Here is a 20,018-nt window from a genome sequence, read left to right as displayed (position 1 = left end):
CGCCGGGATGGGGCCGGGCTCGGGGCTTGCGGCGGCGCCCGTTCCCGCGCGGAACCGGAGCATCGGCCGTTCGATCAGAAACCAGCTCAGCAGGCCGAGGGGCATGGCGGCCCCGAGCGCCAGGGCCGCGACCGCCCAGGGAGAAATGCCGGGGATCCGGGCGATCAGCAGGTTCTGCAGCGGCCAGGCGTAGAGGTAGAGCCCGTAGGACGGATCGATCTGGGCGGTGGCGCGGCTGAGGGCATTGGGACGCACCGCGAAGGCGAACCAGAAGATCAGATACCCGCCGAGGAGCGCGAAGGCCGGCTCGGCCAATGGCCGGCTGAACAGGAGCGGCACCAGCAGCAAGGCGGCGAGGCCGGCGCCGCGGCGCGTGTAGGCGATCCGGTCGGCGAAGAGCCGGAAGGCGCCGCCGCAGCAGAATACGAAGGTGAGGCGGATCATCTCCGACAGGGAGCCGAGGGCATCCCCCGGATGCCCGATGGGCAGGTAGAGCCAGCGCAGGGCGAGGAGGATGCCGAGACCCGTGAGGAGACCGAGATAGCGCCCGCGCCGGCGCAGGGCGCGGGCGGTGCCGACGAGGCCGAGCAGCAGGTAGCAGCCGAACTCGCAGGGGATCGTCCACATCGATCCGTTGAGCAGCGGATAGGGCAGCCCGGCGAAGGTGCCGGGGACCACCGGCATGAGGAGCAGCGACAGCCGCGCCAGGGCCTCCAGCGGCGAGGCCGCCGCGAGGTCGCCGCCGCCCAGGGGCGCGACCACGGCGATGCAGAGCAGGGACGCCACCACGAAGGCCGGGTAGATCCGCAGCGCCCGCCGCATCAGGTAATCCGCGAAGGAGCGCTTGGCGCGGTAGCTCGCGGTGATCAGGTAGCCGCTCACGAGAAAGAACCCGTCGACGGCGATCTCCCCGAGGGACAGGGTGCCGAAGGCCTGCGTCAGCAACTCGCGCGACCGGTTCCCGTCCACGAGTTCGGGGGCGTGGGCCAGGATCACGAGGGTCGCGAACAGGAGGCGCAGGGACCCGAAATTGTTCGCCCGCGGATCCCGGCCGCCCGTCACCTCCGCCACCGCTGTTCGCTCCCGACCCCTCTGCCCGGTGTTCAGGGGTCAAGAAGCGGCGCACGAAGGCAAGGACGCCGGCGCCACACCGGATGGGGATCGGGCGGCGCCGCGCGATGGGACGGGCGCCGTTGCACGGGCGACGCAGTCGGATCAGGGCATGGCCGTGGCCCGGGCCCGCAGCTCAGCCGGACAGCGCGTCGCCCTCCGAAGCTGGAGGGGCCGGCCCTCCAAGGTGCTGAGGGCTGCGATAGAATTCAGTCTCTGAGCCGATCGCCGAACTGCCGGTCATCGCGTGTGGCGCACCCGCGGCGCCGTTGGGCCTCATCGGGCAACTCGCCGCGACCGCCTTCCGCAGCGGGCAAGCCGCGTCTGAAAGCCGCGTCCGTCGGGCCGGGCCGGCGGTCCGGCACGATCGACGTGCGCCTTCAACGGCACTGTTCCTCCCTACACCACCCCAAGTGCCGCGCGAGATCCAGCCTGTCGGGCTCGTGTCGGTATCGGCACCTCCGCTGCCGCGCGGGTGACGTCTTGGACGATCCGGCGTGCCGACGCGGGTGTGCCTTCTGTCGCCACCCGCATGGTCGTCCCAAGCGCCGCGCACGCCCGCGAGCTATCGTCGACCACGACGCGGATGCCGGAAGCGCCGTCCCTCGTCGCGCGTGTCGGGGGCGACGTCGCGGCTCCAGCGCGCGCCGCGCCTCCGTACCGACCGTTGCTCGTCCTGATCGAGGCGGAACAGCGTCTTGCGGTCGAGAGGCCGCCCCGTCGACCTCGGCCCAGCCCTCGTCCCCAACCCTGATCCCCAACCCTCCGTGCCCTCGTCGGAGCCGTGGACCGCAAAGCCGACATCGGTCTGGCTGTAGGCGAAGGTCGGAGACTCATCGCTTTCGAAGCGAAACGCGCTCCCGACACGCTTCGAACCTGCGACCTTGGCCGCAGGAGCCCCCGCGACGTCCCCGTCGAGGCGATTGGAGGCAGAGCGTGATCGTATCGCCGCCGTTGCGCTCCTCGCGCGCTTGGGCTAGGGAGTGGCCACGGCCAGCACCCGTAGCTCAGCTGGATAGAGCGTTGCCCTCCGAAGGCAAAGGTCACACGTTCGAATCGTGTCGGGTGCGCCAAATTTCCCTCTCATCGACAGCTACTTAGCTGCGTCGCCGATCTGGCGGCCCTGATCTTTTCAGGGGTGGTGTGCCAGGGGTGTGCCAAAGATGCTGACGGTTTGTGTGGTGCCAGACGCCTCCACGGCGTCGCACGACCGAAGAAATTTGACACAGGCAGACCGATTCGCCGCGTGAAGGTTGGATAGCCTTCGACTTCAGATTGATCCGCTGCCCCGACCCAGCCAGTTTGCAACCTGGAGGTTGGAATGGGCAGGTTGTGGGCCGGTTTTGTCGCGGTGCTCCTTCTGACAGCGCCGCTTTGTGTCGCCGATGCGAGCGATCTCGCCCTGTCCGGCAACGCGCGGTGGGTCGTTCTCGCCAGCCGACCGGACCTCGACGCCGCCATCGGCGTCGCTCGCTACCATCGCTGGCAGTTCCCAAGCGTGCGTGTCATGCGTGCGGCCAACGGCTGGTTCGCGGTCGTTGCTGGTCCGGAGAACGCCGCCGATCCTCGCGCCCTACGCCAGCGCCTGACCCGCACAGGTGGCCTGCCGACTGACTTTATTTTTTCGCGCGGTGACAGCTACGTCGAGCAGGTCTGGACGGCACCGCCCTCTCCCAATGGCCCGACCGCCAAGTACGACGGTAAGCACGAAAGCATCCTGCGCGTCGGCGGCCTTTCCGTGGTCCTCGGCAGCGCCAGGGGGAAGGACGGTGATCGCCACCCGGTTGCTTTGGGTCGCGAGGATGGACAGGTGGCCTTTGCCATTTCCCTCGATCAATCCACGCGCGGGACGGACGACGATTCGAACACGGACTTCGCCGAGGTTGCCGCCGTGCGACTCGACCCGATCTCGCCGCGCCTCAGCCTCGTCTTCTCATCGTTCTGGGGCGGCGCCCACTGCTGCACGGTGACGAAGATCGCCACGCAGGACTCGCGGACAGGCCGCTGGTTGGTCGCGGACGGCGAGACCTTGGATAGCGGCGGCTACGCCTTCGAGGACCTCGACGGAGACGGCACCTACGAACTGCTCAACGGCGACAACAGCTTCCTGTACGCCTTCGGCCCCTATGCCTCGTCCAATCCACCCGCTCAGATCCACTGGTTGCGCGCCGGACGGCTGGAGGATGTGACCCGCCACGCCAACTTCGCGAGCTACCAGCGCCAGCGGCTCGCGGGGATGGAGCACTCGGCAAACCTCGACCCCGAGCGGTGGCATGACAACAACTTCCTCGGCGGCTGGGTCGCGCAGAGCATCCTCGTCGGACGCGGTGAGGCCGCGTGGGCGCGCATGCTGCAACTCTATGACCGTAATGCCGAGTGGCCCTACGAGGAATGCACAGTCGCCCTGCCCCTGGCCAAATGCCCGGACGCACGGAAGCGCAAGACCGACTTCCCGACCGCTTTACGGCGTCACCTGAACGAAGCGGGCTATCCGACGCCCTGGCTCGGACCGCTGGCGGTGGCACCGCCCGCAATCACTGTGCCTGCGGGCCCTGCCCGGTACGAGGTCGCCGCTGCGACCTTCGAGTCCCAGCCGGTGAATGAGCGCATCCGGCTCCAGGTGCTGCTGACCGCCACCGGCCATCAGGTCGCCGTGCCGAACGTCGATTTCTCCAAACGACTATTCGAGACGGTGGTGCGCTTTCAATCGCAGAGCGGGCTACCCGTCACCGGAGTGATCGATGAGGGGCAAGCTGCCGGGCTCATGAGCGAGGCGACGCCGCTGCTGCGCACGTGGGGTTTTCGCGCCGCGGCGCACCCGTACCGAGGCCACCCGATCTGGGTGCCGTTCGGCCTCGGGCTGCGCGAGGAGCGCACGGGCTCGGGCGTGACCTGGACCGACCCCGCCAAGCGCGCGACGCTTACCTACATCGCCACCCCGAGCGCGCTGGAGGACGGCTATCGCACCGCCCTCGAACGGTTCGCCGGGGACGGCACGCGGGTGAACTACAAGGTGCTGCGGCCGGACTTCTTCGCGATATCGGCCTCCGGAACGGACGGGCTGGATTGGTATATGCGCTTCCACCGGGACGGGGCGGGCACGCTCGGCTTCTTCCTGGCCTGGAAGTCCGCCGAGACCGACCTGCACATGGAGCGCGTCGCGGTGCTGGTTTCAGGGTCCCTGGCCGCCAGCATGTCGGGCGCGCCGTTCACCGCGCCGATCGCCGTTGCCCCGCCGCCCCCGGCGGTCGCGGTGGCGACGCCTTCTCCGCCAGTCGTCCCGACACCGCCCGCCGTTGCTCCCCGGCCGCCGGATCCCAAGCCGCACACCGCCTCGTCGGGCACCGGCTTCTTCATCAGCCGCGCTGGCCACCTGCTGACGAACGCCCATGTGGTTCAGGACTGCGCGGCCATCGAGGTGAACGGACCGAACGGGTTGGTAGCCGCTCGGCTCGTAGCCCAGGACCGGACAAACGACCTTGCGCTTCTGAAGGCAGAGATTACCCCGGTGAAGATCGCCGCCCTGCGCACGGGGGTGCGGCTCGGCGAGGCGGTGGCAGCCTTCGGCTACCCGTTGTCGGGCATGCTCTCGACCTCGGGCAACTTCACGCTGGGCAACGTCACGGCGCTGACCGGGCTTGCCGATGATAGCCGCTACTTCCAGATCTCGGCACCCGTGCAGCCGGGCAATTCGGGTGGCCCGCTCGTGGATGCCGCCGGAAACCTGATCGGTGTGGTGAGCGCGAAGCTGAACGCCTTAAAGGTGATGGTGGCCACGAATGGCGATATCCCGCAGAACGTGAACTTCGCGATCAAGGGTTCGCTGGCGGGGGCGTTCCTGGAGAGCAACGGCGTGGCCTATGCGACAGGAACCGACACTGCCGCCCTGCCCCCGCCTGATCTTGCCGAGCATGCCAAGGGGCTGAGCGTGTTCGTGGCCTGTCGGTAGCGGTGGGCACTGTTTGACAGTTCGAGTAACGGATCGCAGTCAGTGACTTCTATGGAACAGTGGATCGGGACAGCCCGGCAAATTTTGTCTTACCGAGGCAAATTGCGCGTATTGAAAAGCTAAATCGACCTTTGTGAATTGGTCACAATTGCATTTTATGTCGCTGATGTTTGTAGTCAAACGGGCCATGAGCAGAAACTCCAGAAAAGCAAAGCTGGACAATTTTTTGTTTAGCCTTTATTTGGAAAATGAAATATTGGCCGACTATGAGGAGGGTATAAGAGCATTGTTCAATGAATGCAAAAAGGCTACTGAGAAGAGGTTGATTGAGCATATTGTATCAAAAATCAAAGTTCTCTCCGAAAGGCAGGTAAACTTTGCTTTGAAATCTATGGCAAATAAAATTATCGACTACGCCGGATCTGACCCTACAGCAGTAGTTGCGACATCAGCAAGTTTCGATCCCGACAGTTCTCAGGCTGTCGTCCAGCTAATAAAACCAATGCTTCGCGACCACAGTAATGTTGAAATATATAATAGCGTTCCGCAGTTTTTGAGAAAACTCACATCATACAAAAAATGCATCTTAGCGGACGAGTTTTCAGGTACAGGTAAGACGATCGTTCAGCGAGTAAATGTAATTTCAAAGGACTCAGCAAATAGAAATCACGATCTATCTATCAGGGTGTTGCTGATCTCGTGCATGTCGGGTGCAAAGAATTATATTAATGAAAACGGTATCGCCGTCGATACTGAGCAAGAGCTTCAAGCAGGGCTTTCTTCATATTTCACCGGCCAGCAGTTAGCCGACGCACTTAGCGCAATGAGCGATTTAGAGAGCAGGCTTGCTAAGAATTTTAATGGGAAACCCGTTCCTGCGTTAGGGTACGGAGGAGCGGAAGCGCTGTTTTCTGTCAAGAACTGGAATGCACCGAATTCAAACTTTCCCATACTCTGGTGGCCTCGAAATTCGGCTGATAAAAAAAGGAAAGTGATTTTTATAAGGAGCGGTCCATGAGAAGAAAGCTGACTAAACAAGAGGCGTTAATCTTGCGTCTTGCATTGGAGAGCGAGGACGGTCTTATAGTGGGCCGCCTGACCATAAAATATGGATCATCGGTTCGCGAAATTTTCCAGGCGTACAGTAGCCTGAACGCCGATGGGTTATTGCGAATGGATGAGGGCCTCATTGTTCTCACTACCCTCGGCAGAAATTGGATTAACGAAAATCAGCATCTGTTCGCATTCAGCGGAGAAAAAACTTGGCGCCAAGTCCCGCCAACGTTCCAGGCGTCACAAATTCAACCCTTTGAGCCATATGCGCCCCGGCGATCGCGGCTAAGGCATGCTGTAAAGGGTGCTGGACAAGCTGCGGGAGGCGACTAATGTGCTGGGCGAGGCGGCCGACGTTAGCGTTTAGGAGTGTAGTCGCTCCTACGGGTAAGGCTGGCGTAAGCCATCGCCGGGGTTCGATTTGGCGTCCCGCCAAAGTCGCCCCCCGGTGTGTCACCCTATCGGGTGACCAGCAATACAGCCAAAAAGGCCCTGTGAGACTACTCACAGCGCCTTTTGTCTGCATTGCTGATGCGTTGCTCGCAACGGATTGATCAAGTAACGTCGGCCGCCTTATAATGTCAAAGAGTAGTGTCGAGAAATGGGAAGCTTACTTTTCAGATTTGGGGATCAATCAGGACTACATTCGAGAATATATTGACTATGCTGGCCCCATGCTTCGTGCGGGTGTTCCACCAATCTTTGAAGATGTGCATTTGTCTTTATTGATCGGGCGGGATTTGGGTACGCTGTATGCCATGGTGTTTGGGACAGGTAAGTTCTATAGAAGCTTCACTATTAGGAAGAGGCGAGGTGGTAAGCGTCTAATACAAAGCCCCTACCCATCAATGCTAGAATGTCAAAAATGGATATCCGAGCACATATTGCAGAAAAGTCAGGTAAGCAGGTGCGCCACTGGATTTCGGCGCAATCAATCAATCTTGAGAAATGCCTCTCTTCATTGTAAGCGCGACGTTCTTCTTAAGCTCGACATCAAAGATTTTTTTCCAAGCATATCTGTCAACCGAGTCATCGATATCTTTAATTCATTTGGGTTCCCGCCCAACATCTCATTTCTACTGGGGCGATTATGTACTTTGAATGGTCGCCTGCCTCAGGGAGCCGCGACGAGTCCGATTGTCAGTAATATTATTTGTAAGCAGATGGACGACCGGCTCTATAGTCTATGCTTGTCAAAAAATCTTCGATATACTCGATATGCCGACGATATAGCCATATCTGGCGTTCAAATAGAAGTTGGGACAAACTATTTGATTAGAGAAATCATAAATGCGGAAGGGTTTCTTATAAACGAGGAGAAGACGCGTATTTGCGGTCCTCGGGACAAAAAAATTGTGACTGGACTTGATATAACAGCGGGTAAGCCGCGATTAACCCGGTCATATCGAAGGGAATTGCAGCGAGACGTATATTTCGTTTGGTCAGCGGGGCTTGCTAGTCATCTGTCAAAGCGGAAAATATTCAACCCTAACTATATGGAGCATCTTCAAGGCAAGATTGCCTTTTGGGAGAGTATAGAGCCAGAATCTGCGCAGATGAAGAAGTGTAAGGACCGGGTTTCTAAAATCAGACGCTTGATGAACAAGATGTAATATTTTTATATCCTCCGCCGAGTAGACGAATTATTCGGTAGATTATAGAGGTTTTGCAAAACTCATTGCAAATGTTATTTGACTTGTTGTCTCAAAATCACCGAATTATCCTTTATGTGTTGACATGCCGTCATGGGTAATTTCAATATTGCCATTATTTCATATACAATCAACATTTAATCAGTTCATCAGAAGTATTATACGGTCGGGCCGACTGAAATGAGTCGCGCAACGCTTGGGAGGTCATGGCCTCGATCACCCAGCGCCCCCCTGCCGAGAGCCCGAACCCTTCGCCATGGCGAGCCCGAAGCTCGCCGAGCACCCGAGTCCGATTAGTCTCGTAGTTAGCTTCGACGTGAGCCCGCCAGCGCGCTTGCTCCAGTTCGCGCTCGAACGTCTCCCGCACCGGCCAGAGAGGCAAACCTGATGTGCGACGGAGCGCGTTCTTCGCCCAGATGTCGCTCAGGATGGCCGCGGCGTCCACCGTTCTCGTAGTCGATGTCGTCATATTGAAGCCGAGGATGACGAAAGGAGCCTCAATCGTCCAGCGTCTTAAGGGCCGACCAGACGCGAGAGTGGATCATCGGCTGCACACGTTGTGAGATATCGATTCTGTGCTAAGCTTTCAGAAAGGTCGAGACGGGTTGGCGCGCGAGGCACGCAACCACGGCGATGCGTTGGAGCGCGCCCTTGGACCTATCTTCAACTCTCGTGATCAAGACGAACAGGCGGCCTGCGGCGTCCTACTCGGGGTGGGCGCTGGAACTTGCCATCTCACTTGATAGCGCTTGTCCCGGCCTGCTCGCTGAGAGTTTCCGCTTCGGACGGCAGCGGCGGCAAGCCCTGTTCCTAGTGCTCGCGCTCGCCGAGATCCTCGGCTTGGACGCGGTCGCCGAGCACCTCCGGTCCGCAAATGGGATGTCGGAGTTCACGAGTTCGTCCTCTGCCACCGTTCTTGCCGAAGCCGTTCTCCGCCTCCGCCGCCCTCGCGATCTGGTCCGGGCGGTCCTCACCGGACCTCCTGTCGGCCTACTCGGCACCCTTGCGCGCCTCGGCGACGACCCAATCGGCGAGCCCCGAACCTACTACGAACTCGCACGCCTGCACCTCTCGCGTGATCCCGCTGACCGGCGGCGCGCGAAGGTTCTCGGTCAGATCAGCGGAAATCTGGTGGGCGCCCAGATCGGGATCGTCAGCGCCCTGGATTCGGTGCTTCTTCACCCCGCGCTCGTGGGATGCCTCACCGAACTGCGTCAGGTTCAAGAGCTTCACTATGCGATGACCTACATCCGGAAGCGGTGCTCGGGCGCGACTGATGATGCGGTTCGAGCCAGTCTCAAAAGGCTCATGCCGGGCGGCCATCGGGCCGATCTGGTGAAGTTCTGGGCCGCGCGCTTCGATCGCCCTCCGGTCAAACTCGACCTGCGCGGCGACCCGGCCCTGATTGTCCTGGACAGCCCCGCCAAGCTCGCCGAGGCGGGAAGACGCTACAAGAATTGCTTGGCCGCGCGGATCAACGAGGTGTTCCTCGGTGCGTTTGTATACGTGGAGATCAAGTCCGGCTGCGGCGGCAAGCCGGGCACGATTGCGGAACTCCGGCATACCGACCGCGGCTTCATCCTGGAGGGCCTCTACGGGGCTGACAACCGGCGCGTCCCAACCGATCGGGCGCAGATCGCGCGTGAGAAGCTCGCGGCCTGCGGAGTAGCCCTGCTGGCACACGCTCCAGGAGAACGCGAGCCGGTCATCGCCGCGGCGCGGCTGCTCAACGAGCACGCACTCGCGGAGCCGGATAACTACGTGGGCTGGGGCAACGAGGTAGTGGAGGTCGCCGAGGGGCTGCGGCAAACGCTGGACGAGGCAGCCTGACATGAGCGCGTTCGCCTACCTCCGATCTGCGCCCGCCTTGACCCTGTGCCACTGGCACAGTCTCATGATCGGAGACCTTGCGAAGCGGCGCTCCACCGGCAAGACCATCGCTCGCGTTGCTCACGGCGACGCTCAGGGCGATGACTTCGCAACGAGTGCCGTCTGCCTTTGACCGCCCTACACCCGATTGCGATCCGCATCTTGTCGGTTCCGGGCTGGCGGCTGCGCGTCTGGCTGCTCGTCATCATCACAGTCACGCTCGCGTGTTTGCCTCTGCCGATCGCTGGACTCGTATTATGGATCGTGGGGCTGCTCGGCATGACCCTGATGGAGACCATCGCCGTCATGATCCGGGAGCAGCATCAGGCACAGCGGCGACTGGAGGTGGATCGTGATCTGCGGGAACAAGCCGTCCTGCTCGCAAAGCGCGACGCCCAGATCGCCGCGCTCAAGGCCGATCTCGTCCGAGCGCACTCGGCCTCCAACGTGCGCTCAGAAACGCCGGAGCAGTGCCTGCATCGAAAAGTCGGGCTTCATCCAGGTGCGCCTGACTTCCTGCTGATCGCGGCTCGGCGCGCCTACCGGATGGCCTTGCACCCGGATAGGCATGCTCGGCACGCCCGGCAGGCCCACAAGCGCTACCTTCAGGCCGAGGCCGTGTTCGATGAGATCGAGAGGATGCGATCCTGATCAGGCTGGTCACCTCATCCTCGCGAAGTTCTACCAAGAGCAGCGCCAGATCCTCGCTCGGCGGATGGACGAGGACCCGATCACGCCACGGGTGGACGCTGTGGTGAAGGAAATCGAGGCAATCTGTCGGCCGGTCATCAGTGAGTGGGCACGGGGCAAGAGGACCGCGGGTAACCGCACAGCCTGAGGGCGCTACACCAACGGCGATGAGATAAACCGCACGAAACTCTCCCCGAGCGGGGTGAGACACCGCGAGGTGAGCGGATCCGGGGAGATGGCAGCGGTGTTCAGATCTCGCAGAAGATGAGCCGATTGGAGATCGGTCAGCACAGTGCCGACGACGGCTCGATCCGCCCTTTCGCGGAATGCAGCCACCAACGCGTCCGTCACCGGCATCATGGCTTTGGATCCCCCGATCGCCAAGATCTCCGGCATTTCCAGCGGGTTGCTGAGGACCTGCATCAAACGCAGGTGCAGCGTCGAGAATCGCTCCAGGAGCGCGATGAATGTCCCGCGCTGGGCCTCCTCGACTGTCAGGCCGATGGCCGTGTTGAGCACGGCGTTACGTAGGGCCTCCAGCTTCTCAGCGCGGTGCGTCGCCATCGCGACTCGTGTGGTTTCAGCGACAGTGTCGATGAACTCCTCGTTCTGACCGAGGGTGGCCGGATCGAAGCCGTCGAGCCGATCCTGAAGCTCCCGGACACCAATCCCGAGAGAAGTGAACCAACCCTCGCGCCGCCGCTCCAAGGGTTCCCCAATGAACTGGCGTACAAGCTGCTGCACGCCGTAGCTCGCCCCAGGCACGAGGGACGCCGCGGCGTCGAGCGTTCCCACCGCAATGTGGAACCCGATTGACCGATCATCGTCCACCGGGAACGGTGGAATGGGCTCGGCCTTCTCGTTGTTCATCTGGTCCAGCCTTTTTCAGATGTCCGAGTTGTAGGTCAGCTCGGACCGAGCTTTGCCAGTTTAATGATGGCCGCTTAGTTTGGGCATGACATGGTGAGAACGGCTCCACTTTCAACGAAAGTCAAGGGAATTACATCGAGCGGCTTCTGACTACATACATAATTGATGATGCACCGTTTAGAGCTATCACCCCTGCTGGGGTCTTTACATTCGGAGCTTTCATTGTTGCATGAAAATTGGCAGGTGGCGTGGTCCTCACATTGAGCTTTCATATAATTAATTTTCGTACAAAACTTATTCGGGTGCCATCTTGATCCGTAAACAGCGTTTTGAATTTTGATAGTATTTTGCGAAGGTCTGTCCTGTAGCTGGGAACTTCTGTCGATCACCTGTAGCACTGCGGGCCACTGCGATTTCATACATTCCCGAATGTCGTAATCAACATTTCGGCGAACGTCTTCGTTTTCGAAAAACTGACTTCCTTTTCCTTGTGCTCCATCAACAACAACTTTTCCCTGTCCCCCAGGGAGGAGCTTGGTAATGGTCACGCTACCTGAGACATCCGCAGTAAATTTGTATCTATTACCTACCAAGCAAATTCGCTCGGCGGCATCAATGGCTTGGTTGATGCGCTGCTGCTTTGCATCCTGCGCTTGGACTTGAGATACATTTGTGAACACGAAGAGCGCGATCAGTGCAATTTTGTAACGCATTAAATCTTTCTCCAATCCAGCCCATAATAGACCATCGCCAAAGAACAGAAAGGTGCTTCGTTCAAGGGTCTCTCACAGACGCGTGACAAGCGGTCGGCTCGATAAGGGTATGCCTGGGCTGCACTAGCCTGGGGATGATTCAAAATCATCAACTTGACCATTCAAAACGCACTGAGCATCATCGAACCATCCTAACTGAACCAATGAGAGTCGATGCACGTCCGGGCCTACATGCGCGCGTCCGTCTCTACCTCGGACGCCGAGCGCGCCCGCGGTGCTCTCGAACAGTTCGCCCGCGAACGCGGGCTGCGGATTGCCTCCTGGTACGTCGAGACCGAGAGCGGCACGAAGCTCGCCCGCCCGGAACTCTTCCGCCTTCTTCGGGATGCGCACCCTGGTGACGTGTTGCTGATCGAGCAGGTGGACCGGCTCTCGCGCCTCACCGCCACCGACTGGGAGAAGCTCAAGGTCGAGATTACGAACCGGCATGTGCGCGTCGTAGCGCTCGACCTGCCGACCTCGTGGAGCATGGTCGCCGAGTTCACGGACGAGTTCACGGACCGCATGTTCACGGCGATCAATGCGATGCTGCTGGACATGCTCGCAGCGGTCGCGCGCAAGGACTACACGGACCGCCGCCGCCGTCAGGCCGAGGGGCAAGCCAAAGCGAAAGCCGAAGGCAGGTACAAGGGCCGGGTCGAGGACGTGGCGCGCAACGCCGGGATCGCGAAGATGCTGACGGCCGGGATCTCTTGGTCCTCAATCACCAACGCAACCGGGGCGAGCCGGGCGACGATCGCCAAGGTCGCCAAGCGTATGCGGGAAGGCGACGTTCAAGTAGCATCGGTTGTTGGGTGAGACTGGGGTCACGATGGCCGCTCGTGCAGCCGGTGAGCGGCGCTACTGGACTCTGGTCGCGGACCCAAACGAGTACCGCATCACCGAGGCGATCTTTCGCCTGAGCGCGGACTGGTGGACGAGCGGCCGGAGCGACATCCGGGTTGGCGACTGCATCGCGATCTGGAAGACGCGCGGCGGCAAGGGTGCTGGGAGAGGCATCATCGCACTTGGTGAGGTCGTAGAAGGTCCGGTGCTCCGTGCAGATACGGACAATCCTTTCCACCTCAACCCGAGCCGAGCCCGCGACGTGATGAGCCGCGTGGCCGTCAGCTACATCCCGCTCCCCCATCCCCTCTGGGACGATGGTGAGTACGGCGCGATGATCTCCTCGCTGAACGCGGCGCGGGCACGCGGAGGTACGGTCTTCACGCTTTCACCGGAGCAGTGGCGCGCGTTGAAGGCCGCCGGGCTGGAGAGGGATGATGCTGACGACGATGAAAAGCTCTTCTCCGTAGTCGAGCGGAAGCGCTATCGGGAGCACCGCCGTATCGAGCGGGCCTCCACCGCAGCGGCGGAGGTGAAGCGGGTGCGCGGCTTCACGTGCGAGGCTTGCGGCTTCGCCTTCGGAGACATGTACGGCGACCTCGGCTCGGAGTTCATTGAAGCTCATCACCTGCACCCGCTTGCCAGCCTGAGCGAAGGTGAGGAAATCCGGTTCGGGATCAATGACTTCGCCGTGCTTTGCTCGAACTGCCACCGCATGATCCACCGATGGCACGATCCCTCGGACCTTGAGGGATTTGCGCAGGCGCTCACACGTCGATGGCAGGCGCGCTGACTTGGTCCAGTCTGCGGCCGAGAGCTTCGTCAATGAGAGCTTGGTAGAACCGCGCTGTTCCGCTTGGTTCAAATCAAGCGGTTTCAACCTATGGATGGCAAAGTGGCGCCTCATCGAAGAAGGATGGCTCCGTGCTGCTCTCCAGAGGCTCCGTGCTCGGTATTGATGTGGGTTGTTCACCGACCTCGAAGACGAGCGCCGTCTGCCGCCTCGACTGGGACGAGACCGCCGTCTCATGGACAATCCAGCGCTTCCGGGCAGTCGAGCCGGAACGCACTGAAACGATCTCCCGAGTCGCCGGTAACACCCTCCTGGGTGCCGCCGCCTTCGACGGCCCACTTCGGCGAGGTCTCGACATCATCGGACGATACCGAGCCGCCGAGCGCCTCCTAACTCGTCGCTTCCAGCCGTTAATCGGCAAGCCCGGCCAGTCCAGCGCCCCAGTCGGCAGGCTGCTGAACGCCCATGCGAACGCCTGCGCCGAAGCCGTTCTGAAGGTCTGCCAGATTGGAAGCACCACTCATGACGTTGGGATCCATGACCGGGCGATCGTGGAAGCCTTTCCGAGCGCGTTCCTGGGGATGCTGATCGAGAACCCGGCAGCCCTCAACGCGCGCCGAGGAGACCGCTCGGACACGTTCTTCTGCCACCTTGTCGAGACCGGTGGGATGGAGAGCTTGGTCAAGCACCTCCTGCCGGGCCGCCGCTTTGCCGTGCCATTGGCTTCGGTCACCAATCACGACGACCGGGCGGCCCTGGTCTGTGGGCTCACAGCGCTCTGCGTTGCTGTCGGCCGCTACACCGCAGCCGGTGATGCAGAGGATGGCTGGATAATCCTGCCCCCCCTCGCGCTACATGCCGCCTGGGCACGGTCAGTGCTCGACCAGAATGCTGATGAGGAGCGCGTCGGATGTGTGATCGAAGGGGAGATCGCCCTGGCCGCGTGATCATGCACCGGGTAGTTTCGCCAGCGCGGCTGCCTCGACGGCGTCGATGAAAGCGCTCTTGCAAGCGCCATACTGATGCGAGTCGTCGGGGTGTAGTGCGTGACACCGAACCTTTTCTCGCTCGTATGCGGCGGCTGTATCCGGCCTTCTTCGCAGATAGTCGCGGACAGCAAGGTGGCGGACGATCTCCGGCGAGCCGATAGCGTAGCAGTGCAGTTGCACGAGCCGCCGTCCGGACCGGGGTTCATCCTTCGTCGCGTAGCGCCGCCCCGGCAGCCCAAACTCACCCCACCATGCGTAGCCGACGCCTTCGAGATCGGTTTTGCGCCGATCCAATCCTCGCAGGTCGCTGACGACGGGCATGAGATCCAGGATGGGCTTCGCCTTCAGACCTGGGACAGCGGTCGATCCGATATGGTGGACGGCAAGCAAGATTGGGTCGAGCGCGGCGTGCAGGATCGCCGCCTCTGTCTCGGCCGCCCCAGCCCAGCGAGGGTCATGCTCGACCAACTCGACCTTGAATGGGGGTGGCATCTCAGACAGCGGAAATGGTGTCGATCACGGCCTCGACCTCGGCTAACGCGGCCTCGGGGCTGAGGAGCGCCGTATCGACCACCAACCTCGGCGAGATCCATGGGGCGTAGTCGTGGGCCTTGACCGATGACCATGTGGGAGGGGTGAACCCCGCTATGTCCGTGGTCCTGCTTACCACCCGGTGCTCGTGCTCCCGCTCATCGCTACAGACGACCTCGACCTCTACGAAGCGCACGGCCGCTCCTCGCGCCACGTCTCGCCAACCCTGGCGGCTCTCCAGAACCGGATTGACGCTGTCGGCAATTAAAAGGGTGCCGAGCTTGAGGTTCGAGGCGGCGATGGCAAAGGCGACGATGTAGCCCGCCGGTCCGATGTCATGGCCCAGACCGGTGGCCCGGCTCAGGGCATGCTCGATCTCGTCCATGCGGACGTAAGTCCCGGAACGCTTAGCTGCCAACAGCTTCCCGATGGTGGTCTTGCCCGTGCCGGGCAACCCGCTGAGGATGACGAGCATGTGATCTCCCCAGTGTAAGGCTAACGGGCAAAGTCAATCCGCCAGTGTCTTGGTCATCCATATGTACGCATGGCCAGGAGGGACATCGAGCAACCGACACTCCTCCGCATATCCCAATTTTCTGTAGAACTCTGGGGCCTGAAACGTCATCGTCGCCAGCCTGACCCTGCGGCATGCATGATTGCGCGCCGCGTCTTCGGCCTCCCGTAGCAGACGCTGTCCGATCCCCTGCCGCCGCCTTTCCTCCTCCACCCAGAGCGTCAAGACGACGAACCAGTCCCACTGTATCAGGCCCTTGAGACCGCCCAACACGTGCCCCTGGTCGTCACGGCATATGAGCCACAAGGGCTTGGTCGGGTCGGGGCCGTTGTGAAGTTCGTTGAAGCGGGCCAGCCCATCCTCGACAATCTTCGCCGTTTCTGCATCGATCTCAGCGCTGACCGTGATGCGTTCGGGCGTCATAGGCAGCCTCCGGATTGGATGGGCCGCCGTGGGGCGGTGCTGAGGCCCTGGCAAGGTGCCTTGGCCGAAGAAAGGCTTGTCGCTCAGGTTTCTGGCCCATCTGGCGCAGACCAACCGATCGAGCGGCGTAGGAAGTTCAGACCCAGCGCCATGAACGATGCCATCTCGGCGTTGTCCTTGCCGTAGCCGTGCCCTCCGCTGGGTGGCTCGTAGAAGGACGCATCGTAGCCGAGGACACGTAGCTTCTGAGCCATCTTCCGGGCATGACCAGGGTGAACTCGATCGTCTCGGCGGCTCGTGGCCAGCAGGATTGGCGGATAGGAACGGCCCGCCTCCGCAGCGTGATAAGCCGAGATCCGGCTGAGAAACGCCCAGTCGGCCGGATCATCTGGATCACCATATTCGGCGATCCAACTCGCCCCAGCCAGGAGTTTGCTGTACCGGCGCATGTCGATCAACGGGATCGTGCAGAACAGCGCCCCGAAATGTTCAGGGAAGCGCGTAAGCATGTTCGCGATCAGCAGCCCGCCGTTCGAGCCGCCCTCTGCTGCGATCCGCCCCGGCCGGGTCACGCCACGCGTCACCAGATCGGCGGCGACCGCTGCGAGATCCTCATGCGCACGCGCCTTCCCCTCGCGACGCCCGGCCTCGTGCCAATACGTGCCGAACTCTCCGCCGCCGCGAATGTTGGCTGTGACGGCTGTCCCACCCCGCTCAAGCCAGAGCTTGCCCAGCACGCCCCGATAGACCGGCAGCGTCGAAGCCCGGAAGCCGCCGTATGCGGTGAGGTGGATCGGCGCGTCGCCGTCCGTGCCGTCCGGTCCGGTCTGGACGTAGGGCACGCGTGTCCCGTCCGCCGACACCGCCTCGTGGCGCGTCACGCGCAGTCCGCGCGCGTCGAAGGCCGGTGGCGTTCGACGCAACACGGCGGGCGCGTCGAGGGCGGGCGCGAACATCAGTAGCTTCGTGGGAGTGACCGGATCTTGCACCGTGGCGAGGAGGCTGCCGTCCGCGGTCTCGGTGTGATCATCGAGGGGCCAGACGCTGACGGTGCCGAGCCCTGGCAGTCCAGGCAGTGGCCGTTGCGTCCATCCTTCCGGCTCCGGCTCACATATCGTGTAGACAGGTCGCAGGTCGTCCAGGGCGTTCACGATCAGCCGCCCGGCGGACCAGAATACCCCTTGGAGCGCCAACCGCTCCCCCGGCTGCCACAAGACCTCGAATGCGGGCTTGCCCGCGAGAAGGTCGGGCAGCGCGACCGTCAGAACGGTGTCGGCTGCGTGCTCCACACCGTCCACAACCCACGGCCGCCGCAGCCGCACGGAGACGTGGTCACGATGCAATTGCACGCCCGCGTGGGTGGGCAGGTCGAGGCGCAGGCCCGCGCCGTTGCGATCGCCCATGTGCAGGGCCGCGTCGAAGAAGCCAATCTGCTCGGTGAACGTCAGCCGCTCGACCCCGGTCTGATGGTCCGCCGCTCCCCAGACGCTCATGCTGCGTTCGTCGGTCTCGAACAGCACCGGGGCGTTGAGGGGATTGGCGCCGCGTCGCCAGAGGCGCACAGTGCGCGCGTAGCCGGACTGCGTGGCCATGCCGGGTCCCAGCGCGCTGGACAGCAGCAGCGCGTCGCGATCGAGCCAGACCGCGCCGCCCTTGGCCTCCGGCAGGGTGAAGCCGTCCGCGACGAAAGCGCGGGTCGGCAAGTCGAACTCGCGCAGAACAACGGCGTCGCCACCGCCTCGGCTGAGGCGCAGCAGAGCGCGGTCGTAACTGTCGCGCAGGGGCGACGACCCAGACCAGACCCAGTCCTCGTTCTCGCTCGCGGCCAACGTGTCGAGATTGAGCAAGACCTCCCAAACCGGATCGCCTGCGCGGTAGGTCGCCTCGTCGGTCCGCCTCCACAGCCCGCGGGGATGCTCGTCGTCCCTCCAGAAGTTGTAGAGCAGGCCGCCGCGACGGCTCACGAACGGAATGCGGTCGGGCCGGTCGAGCAGGCCCCGCGCGAGGTCGCGGTCATGGGCGAAGGCGGCGTCGCCATAGCGGGCGAGCGTATTGGCGGTTTGGGCATCGACCCAAGCGAGGGCGTCAGCGCCTTCGATTTCCTCCAACCAGAGGTGGGGATCGTCGTCGGGCTGTGCGCGGGTGGGCCTCGGGTCGAACGGCGTTGCGGTGGATGCGCTCATGGCCGTCAAGGTAGCCCGATCGCGGGTCGCTCCCGAGCGGGTAGAGGTGCGCCTCACTCGCGCAGCTTGCAAGGCGGCTCGGCAGTGGGCGGCATGGCTCTCGGCGCCCTGGCCGGAGACGAAGGCGTTGCAACGACCGCTGCCGGATGGAGCGCTCACCGTTGTCGCGCGTGGGGACAGGCGGGACGGTGCCTGATGGATGCACCGTCCTCACCTCGAATTAGGGCTCAGGCGGCCTCGGCCAAGGGCGCAGACGACGGCGCGTCCATGGCGCGCAGGTACACGTCGAGCAGCGTCTCCTGCTCATCACGCTCGTCCTTGTCCTGCTTGCGGATCTTCAGGATCTCCTTGAGCACCTTCACGTCTAGGCCCTCGCCCTTGGCCTCGGCGAAGACCTCCTTCTTGGCTTCCATCAGATCCTTGATCTCCACCTCCAAACGCTCGATGCGCTCGATGATCGAGCAGATGCGTTCGCCTGCGACGGCGACGGTGTCGGTGATCTCGGTCTTCTTGGTCATGCGCTGATCCTTAAGATGAGGGGCGCGACCGTGGCCGGTCAGGGTAACCGTGACGTTAAAGGGGACAGGGGGACTTGGGACGCCCTGCTCCGACACACCCAACCGACGCCAGCCTGTTGATGCTGACGGCGATGCGGTTCGCATAGTGATAGACGGGGTAGGCCCGCATTCGGGTAAGCGACGCGTCGTTTCCGTCGATCCGGCCCCTCACCAGCCACATGTCCGGGCTGCTGCCGAGATTGCCATACTGACGCCCGCGTAATGCTACGACCAAAACGACGGCGCCAAGCACGAACGTGGCGGCCGAGAGGGCGAAGGGGAGAGCCTTCGCGACGGCGTGGCCCTCGCGGTAGATGCCCGCTGATGCCCCTCAGCGATCGACGGATAACGGGCTGATCGGTGACGTCGACATTACCACCCCTATTTCTGTAGTGGCGCGGAGTTACCATCACGATCCATCCTTCACCGAGAAGACCAATCTGCGGTCCTCGCAGCACGTATGCGTTTCAACGCACCTGAGATTCGCAATCACGACACACAATGCTCATTAATACCGACCCTATTGATTAGCTAACACCGAATCGGTTTGGTAGACAGGATGCATGATGTCAATTTCGATGTCACGAAAGGATAGATATGTTTTCTTTAGTTGATAAGTTGAGGGTATGCGGTCTATTTGCGGTCGTTGACGAGATTGACAACATGTATGGTTTTTCCGTGGTATCAGATACCGATGAACATCGATCTATTAGATTTCAGTTAGAGCAGTCGTTCAAGTCGAACCCGCAATACGAATACGCAAAATCGACGGGGTGTTCCGACGAAAATATGTGGGCTCAATTGCTATGTGCCTCGTTTAAAAGCTTGGAGGATGGGGTGGAAGCTTCGGACCTAACAACACAAGCTGCGGCCCTCGGGTTAATTGATAACTGTGGGTATGACAACGTCGTCATAGTTCGAGACAGTGACGAAATCGTCGTATACAATGTTCGCGGAAGTGCAGGTGAGGCACGCTCGGCGATCGATAGATATGTTGGATTCTGATTTGCAGATAAAAATCCTTCAGAAATCACAGTAGTGTGAGTTCAGGCAGGTGTTTATCTTAGGATTTTTGTGAAATCTCATCGGTGGCGCCGAAGGCGGAATGAAATTAGTTATCCCAAAGCATATAATGATGAGCCGAGAATAAACTCAGATTATAGCGTCGCGGTAGGCATCACTGCGCTTTCCGTGACGCTGAATTTCGGATCTGTTACCGGCATGGGCGACTAATCGG

Annotated in this window: 18 protein-coding genes and 1 tRNA gene; 10 read left to right on the top strand and 9 right to left on the bottom strand. The window is 61.5% G+C overall.

Going from position 1 to position 20,018, the window contains the following annotated elements:
- Positions 1-1,071: acyltransferase (locus I53_RS16255; protein WP_043352516.1), on the bottom strand; the 1,071-nt coding region annotated here is incomplete at its 3' end.
- 1,035 nt (positions 1,072-2,106) lie between these two features.
- Here I53_RS16255 and I53_RS16250 point away from each other — a divergent pair.
- From I53_RS16250 to I53_RS36160, 5 genes are all read left to right on the top strand, one after another.
- Positions 2,107-2,183, top strand: a tRNA-Arg gene (locus tag I53_RS16250).
- Between the two features lie 248 nt (positions 2,184-2,431).
- Complete coding sequence (locus tag I53_RS30470; protein ID WP_083936080.1) at positions 2,432-5,059, top strand: serine protease; 2,628 nt, start codon at positions 2,432-2,434, stop codon at positions 5,057-5,059.
- Between the two features lie 157 nt (positions 5,060-5,216).
- Positions 5,217-6,077 (top strand): hypothetical protein, encoded by an 861-nt coding sequence (locus tag I53_RS33325; protein ID WP_187294362.1) that lies wholly within the window; start codon positions 5,217-5,219, stop codon positions 6,075-6,077.
- On the top strand, positions 6,074-6,445 hold the full coding sequence (locus tag I53_RS33320; RefSeq protein ID WP_148291166.1) for a hypothetical protein: 372 nt from the start codon (positions 6,074-6,076) through the stop codon (positions 6,443-6,445). The genes I53_RS33325 and I53_RS33320 overlap by 4 nt, the downstream gene beginning before the upstream one ends.
- Positions 6,446-6,690: 245 nt before the next feature.
- Positions 6,691-7,725 (top strand): reverse transcriptase family protein, encoded by a 1,035-nt coding sequence (locus tag I53_RS36160; protein ID WP_083936079.1) that lies wholly within the window; start codon positions 6,691-6,693, stop codon positions 7,723-7,725.
- A 169-nt stretch (positions 7,726-7,894) separates the two neighbouring features.
- Here I53_RS36160 and I53_RS33315 read toward each other — a convergent pair whose 3' ends face one another.
- Positions 7,895-8,209, bottom strand: coding sequence for a hypothetical protein (locus I53_RS33315; RefSeq protein ID WP_148291165.1), 315 nt, complete (start codon positions 8,207-8,209; stop codon positions 7,895-7,897).
- A 227-nt stretch (positions 8,210-8,436) separates the two neighbouring features.
- Between I53_RS33315 and I53_RS16235 the strand changes: the two genes are divergently transcribed.
- Complete coding sequence (locus tag I53_RS16235) at positions 8,437-9,594, top strand: hypothetical protein (RefSeq protein ID WP_148291164.1); 1,158 nt, start codon at positions 8,437-8,439, stop codon at positions 9,592-9,594.
- Positions 9,595-9,762: 168 nt separating this feature from the next.
- Positions 9,763-10,284, top strand: a complete 522-nt coding sequence (locus I53_RS16230) for a hypothetical protein (RefSeq protein ID WP_043352514.1) — start codon at positions 9,763-9,765, stop codon at positions 10,282-10,284.
- Between the two features lie 192 nt (positions 10,285-10,476).
- On the opposite strand, the gene I53_RS16225 is transcribed toward I53_RS16230, so the two are convergent.
- Positions 10,477-11,193, bottom strand: a complete 717-nt coding sequence (locus tag I53_RS16225) for a hypothetical protein (protein WP_043352513.1) — start codon at positions 11,191-11,193, stop codon at positions 10,477-10,479.
- 74 nt (positions 11,194-11,267) lie between these two features.
- Positions 11,268-11,906, bottom strand: coding sequence for a hypothetical protein (locus I53_RS33310; protein ID WP_148291163.1), 639 nt, complete (start codon positions 11,904-11,906; stop codon positions 11,268-11,270).
- A gap of 213 nt (positions 11,907-12,119) precedes the next feature.
- Here I53_RS33310 and I53_RS16220 point away from each other — a divergent pair, with 213 nt between their 5' ends.
- From I53_RS16220 to I53_RS30460, 3 genes are all read left to right on the top strand, one after another.
- Positions 12,120-12,764 carry a recombinase family protein gene (locus tag I53_RS16220; protein ID WP_043352512.1) on the top strand — a complete coding sequence of 215 codons (645 nt, stop codon included), beginning with the start codon at positions 12,120-12,122 and terminating at the stop codon, positions 12,762-12,764.
- Positions 12,765-12,777: 13 nt separating this feature from the next.
- Positions 12,778-13,584, top strand: a complete 807-nt coding sequence (locus tag I53_RS30465; RefSeq protein ID WP_083936078.1) for an EVE domain-containing protein — start codon at positions 12,778-12,780, stop codon at positions 13,582-13,584.
- A gap of 131 nt (positions 13,585-13,715) precedes the next feature.
- Positions 13,716-14,531 (top strand): DUF429 domain-containing protein, encoded by an 816-nt coding sequence (locus I53_RS30460; protein WP_051044839.1) that lies wholly within the window; start codon positions 13,716-13,718, stop codon positions 14,529-14,531.
- Here I53_RS30460 and I53_RS16205 read toward each other — a convergent pair whose 3' ends face one another.
- The 5 genes from I53_RS16205 to I53_RS16185 form a co-directional block, all read right to left on the bottom strand.
- Positions 14,532-15,041 carry a GrpB family protein gene (locus tag I53_RS16205; protein WP_251982337.1) on the bottom strand — a complete coding sequence of 170 codons (510 nt, stop codon included), beginning with the start codon at positions 15,039-15,041 and terminating at the stop codon, positions 14,532-14,534. It lies immediately after the preceding gene.
- Between the two features lie 25 nt (positions 15,042-15,066).
- Positions 15,067-15,579: an AAA family ATPase gene (locus tag I53_RS16200; RefSeq protein WP_043352510.1), complete on the bottom strand. Its 513-nt coding sequence runs from the start codon at positions 15,577-15,579 to the stop codon at positions 15,067-15,069.
- Between the two features lie 33 nt (positions 15,580-15,612).
- On the bottom strand, positions 15,613-16,041 hold the full coding sequence (locus I53_RS16195; protein ID WP_043352509.1) for a GNAT family N-acetyltransferase: 429 nt from the start codon (positions 16,039-16,041) through the stop codon (positions 15,613-15,615).
- Positions 16,042-16,124: 83 nt separating this feature from the next.
- Positions 16,125-18,224: a prolyl oligopeptidase family serine peptidase gene (locus I53_RS16190; RefSeq protein WP_043352508.1), complete on the bottom strand. Its 2,100-nt coding sequence runs from the start codon at positions 18,222-18,224 to the stop codon at positions 16,125-16,127.
- 227 nt (positions 18,225-18,451) lie between these two features.
- Positions 18,452-18,742 (bottom strand): DUF2312 domain-containing protein, encoded by a 291-nt coding sequence (locus tag I53_RS16185; protein ID WP_043352507.1) that lies wholly within the window; start codon positions 18,740-18,742, stop codon positions 18,452-18,454.
- Positions 18,743-20,018: the final 1,276 nt, after the last annotated feature.

This window comes from Methylobacterium sp. B1, assembly GCF_000333255.1.
Lineage (GTDB): Bacteria > Pseudomonadota > Alphaproteobacteria > Rhizobiales > Beijerinckiaceae > Methylobacterium > Methylobacterium fujisawaense.
The sequence above is the reverse complement of the archived record's forward strand: the minus strand, read 5'-3'. Positions and strand labels throughout refer to the sequence as shown.